This window comes from Burkholderia sp. Tr-20355, from assembly GCF_017104685.1.
In the GTDB taxonomy this organism is placed as follows: domain Bacteria; phylum Pseudomonadota; class Gammaproteobacteria; order Burkholderiales; family Burkholderiaceae; genus Burkholderia; species Burkholderia seminalis.
In genome coordinates, this window is the sequence record NZ_JAAGPK010000297.1 from 1 (window position 1) to 5,060 (window position 5,060).

At 71.1% G+C, this 5,060-nt stretch carries 6 protein-coding genes and 1 pseudogene; 2 read left to right on the forward strand and 5 right to left on the reverse strand.

All coding sequences use genetic code 11. From position 1 onward, the window contains the following. Positions 1-1,266 (forward strand): annotated as a pseudogene (locus G3N62_RS34365) (malto-oligosyltrehalose synthase); the annotation flags it as partial. Between the two features lie 102 nt (positions 1,267-1,368). On the opposite strand, the gene G3N62_RS34370 reads toward G3N62_RS34365, so the two are convergent. Further along, positions 1,369-1,617 carry a hypothetical protein gene (locus tag G3N62_RS34370; RefSeq protein WP_124669528.1) on the reverse strand — a complete coding sequence of 83 codons (249 nt, stop codon included), beginning with the start codon at positions 1,615-1,617 and terminating at the stop codon, positions 1,369-1,371. 110 nt (positions 1,618-1,727) lie between these two features. Here G3N62_RS34370 and G3N62_RS34375 point away from each other — a divergent pair, with 110 nt between their 5' ends. Continuing rightward, positions 1,728-2,978: a phosphatidylserine decarboxylase family protein gene (locus G3N62_RS34375; protein ID WP_124669529.1), complete on the forward strand. Its 1,251-nt coding sequence runs from the start codon at positions 1,728-1,730 to the stop codon at positions 2,976-2,978. A 30-nt stretch (positions 2,979-3,008) separates the two neighbouring features. Here the strand turns inward: G3N62_RS34375 and G3N62_RS34380 are convergent, their stop codons facing one another. The 4 genes from G3N62_RS34380 to G3N62_RS34395 all read right to left on the reverse strand — a co-directional run bounded on the left by G3N62_RS34380 (position 3,009) and on the right by G3N62_RS34395 (position 4,959). Further along, positions 3,009-3,254 carry a hypothetical protein gene (locus G3N62_RS34380; RefSeq protein ID WP_034190091.1) on the reverse strand — a complete coding sequence of 82 codons (246 nt, stop codon included), beginning with the start codon at positions 3,252-3,254 and terminating at the stop codon, positions 3,009-3,011. A gap of 255 nt (positions 3,255-3,509) precedes the next feature. Beyond that, positions 3,510-3,842 (reverse strand): DUF1488 domain-containing protein, encoded by a 333-nt coding sequence (locus G3N62_RS34385; protein ID WP_124669530.1) that lies wholly within the window; start codon positions 3,840-3,842, stop codon positions 3,510-3,512. 4 nt (positions 3,843-3,846) lie between these two features. Then, entirely contained in the window at positions 3,847-4,395 is a 549-nt protein-coding gene (locus G3N62_RS34390) for a type 1 glutamine amidotransferase domain-containing protein (protein WP_124669531.1), read from the reverse strand. Between the two features lie 198 nt (positions 4,396-4,593). Further along, positions 4,594-4,959 carry a DUF3022 domain-containing protein gene (locus G3N62_RS34395; RefSeq protein WP_049029431.1) on the reverse strand — a complete coding sequence of 122 codons (366 nt, stop codon included), beginning with the start codon at positions 4,957-4,959 and terminating at the stop codon, positions 4,594-4,596. Between the last annotated feature and the right edge of the window lie 101 nt (positions 4,960-5,060).

The window sequence follows — 5,060 nt, forward strand, 5'->3', positions numbered from 1 at the left end:
TTGCCGGTCGTGCGCGTGCCGCGGGCGGCGCCGGCCGAGCGCCATGCGGCGCGCATCGCGTTCGCGCAGCTCACCGCGCCGCTCGCCGCGAAAGGCGTCGAGGATACGGCCCACTACCGCTACGGCCGGCTGCTGTCGCGCAAGGAGGCCGGCGCCGATGCCGGCGACTTAAGGCTGTCGCGCGGCGCGTTCCATGCGCGCAACCGGCGCCGCGCGCGCACCGGGCCGCACGGGCTCGTCGCGACGGCCACGCACGACCACAAGCGCGGCGAGGACGCGCGGGCGCGGCTCGCGGTGCTCAGCGAGCTGCCCGATGCGTGGCGCGCGGTGTCGCTCGACTGGTCGGCGCTGAACCTGCCGCACCGCGGCCGCGCGCATCGCGACCTCGCGTGGGCGCCGGGGCCGGCCGCCGAGGCGATGCTGTATCAGACGCTCGTCGGTTGCTGGCCGCCCGCACTCGCCCCCGACGATGCGGCCGGTCTCGACGCGCTCGCCGCACGCGTCGCGCAGTGGCAGACGAAGGCGCTGCGCGAAGCGAAGCGGCATACCGACTGGCTGGCGCCCGAGCAGCGCTACGAACGGGACTGCGACGCGTTCGTCCGCGCGATCCTGACGCCGCGCGGCCCCGGCGATTTCGCGCACCGGCTGCATGCGTTCGTCGCGCGGATCGCGCCGGCCGGTGTCGTCAACAGCCTGACGCAGACGGCGCTGCGGATCGCGTCGCCCGGCGTGCCGGACCTGTACCAAGGCACCGAATCCTGGGATCACTCGCTCGTCGATCCGGACAACCGGCGCGACGTGCCGTTCGCCACGCTGGCGGCCGAGCGCGTTGACGGACCGGTCGCGTCGTACCTGCCGGCGTGGCCCGATGCGCGCGTGAAGCGGGCGCTGGTCGAGCGGATGCTCGCGTTGCGTGCGCGCTGGCCGGCGACCTTCGCGGACGGCGCGTACGTGCCGCTGCGCGTGCGCGGCAGGCTCGCACGTCACGCGATCGCGTTCGCGCGGTGCGACGACACGGCCACCGTGGTGGTGATCGCGACGCGGCTCGCATACCGGTTGCTCGGCGAAACGCCCGGCTTGCCGCGCGTGGAACCCGCGCAATGGGGCGATACGGCGGTCGTGCTGCCGCGCGCGATGGAAGGGCCGTGGACGGACTGGCTCGACGGGCGCGCCGCGATCGATGCGACGGACGGCGTGCTGGCGCTCGAGCGCTGCCTGAGCGGGTTGCCGGTCGCGGTGCTCGTTGCGGCGCGTGCCGGACGCTGAAGCCGATCCACCCTGCCGGCGCGTGCCGCGCGCCGGCAGCACACGATCGTCAACGGCCGATCGCCGGCCCCGCCGTGCCGCGGCCGCTGCGCGATGACGGCCTCACGACCCTTCTTCCGGCGGCATCGCCCCGCGGTCGTCTTCCCATAACGGCTTGTCCTCGCCGTTGCCGTCGTGCGCCGCCACCGGCCCGCTCGCGTCGTGCTCCGCCGGCCGTCGCGCATCGCGCGGCGCGGCCCGGCTGGCACGCACCCGCGGGCGCGTCGGCGTCACCGTATGCTGTCCGCCGCCGCGGCGCGTGTCGGTCGCCTCGGCCTCCTTCGTTTGTCGTGCCTTCGAAGTCGCGTTCATCTTGCTCTCCCGTGTCATGAAACAGTCGTCGAACGAGCGTCGCAATTCCGGTGCCGCGGCCGGGCAGGCAACTTGCTGCGCTTCTCGCGAACCGACGTCCGGAGGAGACAATGCCCACCCATTCCAACACGCCGCCCGCCACGCGCCGCCGACTCGGCGACTGGATGGCGCGCGAAGAGGCTCATATGGCCGCGTTCCGCGAGAAAGTCGCGGCGCAAGCGCGCGCGCATGCCGGCGACCGGCTGCGCACGCCGGCCGTGCAGGACCTCGCGCGGCTGTTCGACGATCACGCGGTGCTGCGCATGGGGCTGAGCCGCGCGATCGACGAAGCGGTCGCGTCGGGCCGCCGGCTGGGCTACACGTCGATCGGCGAACTGATGACGGTGCTCGATCACCTGATGACCTACACGCCGCCGTTCAGCGAAGCGAGCCTGATCGTCTGCCCGATCAACGCGTTCCTGGACTGGCCGATGTGCATGCCGTCCGGCCACGCGGTGTTTCGCGACCAGACCGTCAACGCCCACCTGAAGCGCATGCTGACCGTGTGGTGCGACTTCCTCGGCGGCCCGCACTCGCGCGCGCATCTCGACACGTCGGCGCCCGACGGCTGGTTCTGCGACGAAGCGTACGAGCGCCTCGGCCTGTCGCAATTCCGGTATCGCGACGACCAGCCGCACTGGGGGTTCGATTCGTGGAACGATTTCTTCACGCGACGCTTTCGCGACGGCGCGCGGCCGGTCGCGGCGCCCGACGATCCGCACGTGATCGTCAGCGCGTGCGAGGCCGCGCCGTATCACACCGAAACGCACGTGAAGCTGCGCGACACGTTCTGGATCAAGGCGCAGCCGTATTCGCTGCGCGATCTCTTCACGCCCGCGCGGCTGTCCCTCGCCGAACGCTTCGTCGGCGGCGACGTCTACCAGGCCTATCTCAGCGCCTACAACTACCATCGCTGGCATGCGCCGGTGCGTGGTGTCGTCACGCATGCGTACCGGGTCGACGGCGCCTACTACTCGGTCGCCGAAGCCGAAGGCCCGGATCCTGCCGGACTCAACGATTCGCAAGGCTACATGACGTCCGTCGCCGCGCGTGCGGTGGTCGCCTTTTCGTGCGACGACCCCGGTATCGGCACCGTGGCGGCCGTGTTTGTCGGGATGGGCGACGTGTCGTCGTGCGTGATCGAGGTCGTGCCGGGGCAGCGCGTCGACAAGGGCGACGAGATCGGTTATTTCCAGTTCGGCGGGTCGACGTACTGTCTGCTGTTCGAAGCCGGCGTGATCGACCGCTTCCTGCATGCTCCGCCGCACGACGGCCCGGCGCCCGTCGTGCGGGTCAACGCGGCCGTGGCGATTGCGCGGTGAGCGGCGCGCGCAGCGCGCAAGCGCGAAACATTACGCGTCGGCGGTGTCGCTCAGGCCGATCGCGCCGGATTCGGCCGCGTCATGCCGCTGCACGCTGCGCAGCACCGACAGCCCGTCGGCCGTCAGCGCGGGACGGTGCTCGCCCGACGCGTCGTCGTGCTGCATCACGATCAGGTGTTGTTCGACGAGGGCGACGATGTCGTCGCGATCGATCTGGATCTGTTCCGGCGCGTGATGCGCCAGGAACAGCGCGGCAAATTCATGGGCGGTCAGCATGCTCGTTTCCCCGTTGACGGCTGCGCGCGACGCGCTCCCGGCGCCGCATCGGCGTGCGGCGCGCATCGTGCGCCGGCAACGGGACGGACATGCAGGGTCCGTGCCAGCCGGCGTGAGGCGATCGATGTCCGGGCGGCGTGCCTGCCGCGCGATGTGGCACCGGACGGCGGGTGCGCCCGGCTGGAAAGTTTTCAATTGCGTGTAAGGCCGGCGGCCCGGGTGCGCCCGAATCCCGGCACGGGAACGGCACGCGGGTCAGCGCCGCCCGGAAGGGAACAGCCCTGCCCGCGCGCGGCCCGCCGGCGCCCGGAAATACCCGCTGTGCAGCACGACATCACCCTCATTGCCGTTCGCCAGCAGGTCCGCACATGCCGCCTCGATGCGCGCACGGCCGCGTTCGAACGCGTCGCGCAGGTCGGCCTCCAGCGCGGAGCGCGCGCCGAAATGATCTTCCAGCGCTTCGACCGTGATCGCCCAGGTCTGCGGCGTGCCATCGACCTCGACGACGAAACGCAACTGCAGCGCCGCCCCGTCGAACACGGGCGGCGCGGCGGTCAGCGTCACTTGGCGGGCGGAATCGGCCGGCATCGCGCTATGCGCCCCGCGCCGCGAGGCGATCGACCAATGCGCCGTTGAACGCGGGAAGGTCGGCCGGCTTGCGGCTCGTGATCAGGTTGCCGTCGCGCACCACCTCCTCGTCGACCCACTTGCCGCCCGCGTGCCGGATATCGTCCTGCAGGCTCGGCCAGCTCGTCATCGTGCGGCCCTCGACGAGTTCGGCCGACACGAGCAGCCAGCCGCCGTGGCAGATCGCCGCGATCGGCTTGCCGGCGCCGACGGCCGCCGTCACGAATTCGCGCGCGGCCGACAGCATCCGGATCGCGTCGCCGTTTACGACGCCGCCGGGCAGCACGACCGCATCGTAGTCGCCTTCGCGCGCTTCGTCGAACGTGCGGTCGACCTTCACGCGCTCGCCCTTGTCGACGTGCCGGAAACCCTGGATCTCGCCGCGCTGCTGCGAAATCACGTCGACCTGCGCGCCTTCGGCCGCGAGCGCGCGCTGCGGCTCGACGAGTTCGGCTTCCTCGAAACCGTCGACCGCGAGAATGGCTACCCTGCAATGATCCAGCCTGCCGCTCATGAATGCCTCCGTCGGAATGGCGGCACACGTCGTGCCGCGTCGATTGCGCCGCAATCGGCGTGCCGGCCGGGGAACCACCCCGCAATCACGCGAAGGCCGCCGCACGCGTGCGCGCGGCCGGCCATTCGACGTCGCCACGTACCGGCTGCAAAGATTTCAACGGGATGTAATCCGATGCGGCAGGTCGATCCGCCACGGCTACTGCAGATGGCGCGCGGCGTCGAGCATCGCGTCGGTCAGTTCGACCGTCAGCGTCAGGTGCTCGTCGGTGTCGGGCAACTGGTCGAGCGTCTGCTGCACGGCCTCGTGCAGCATCGCGTGCACGCGCATCCGTGCGCCGTCGTCGAGGTCCGCGTAACGCTCCATCGTGTCGCAGTCGAGTGCGAGCACGACCGCATGCCGCGCGGCCTCGGGCGGCGCTTCGGGCGTGAGCGCCCATGCCGCATGGAACATGATCCGGCCCGTTTCGACATCGACCTGGACGGTCGTGTCGAGATCGTCCGCGTCGATCGCGTCGCCGTCGATCTCTTCGTTCTCCAGCAAAATCCGGGAATTCGATTGCATGATGTCCTCCTGCGTGGTGGCGGTGCGCCGGTCCTGGAAACCGCGCCGCCATCGCGCCGTGCCGGCCGCGCCGGCACGACACCGTCGATTACCGCCTCAAT

Coding starts and splice junctions, on each gene's coding strand:
- G3N62_RS34370 (WP_124669528.1), bottom strand. CDS start 1,617: ATGAACGCGACTTCGAAGGCACGACAAACGAAGGAGGCCGAGGCGACC.
- G3N62_RS34375 (WP_124669529.1), top strand. CDS start 1,728: ATGCCCACCCATTCCAACACGCCGCCCGCCACGCGCCGCCGACTCGGC.
- G3N62_RS34380 (WP_034190091.1), bottom strand. CDS start 3,254: ATGCTGACCGCCCATGAATTTGCCGCGCTGTTCCTGGCGCATCACGCG.
- G3N62_RS34385 (WP_124669530.1), bottom strand. CDS start 3,842: ATGCCGGCCGATTCCGCCCGCCAAGTGACGCTGACCGCCGCGCCGCCC.
- G3N62_RS34390 (WP_124669531.1), bottom strand. CDS start 4,395: ATGAGCGGCAGGCTGGATCATTGCAGGGTAGCCATTCTCGCGGTCGAC.
- G3N62_RS34395 (WP_049029431.1), bottom strand. CDS start 4,959: ATGCAATCGAATTCCCGGATTTTGCTGGAGAACGAAGAGATCGACGGC.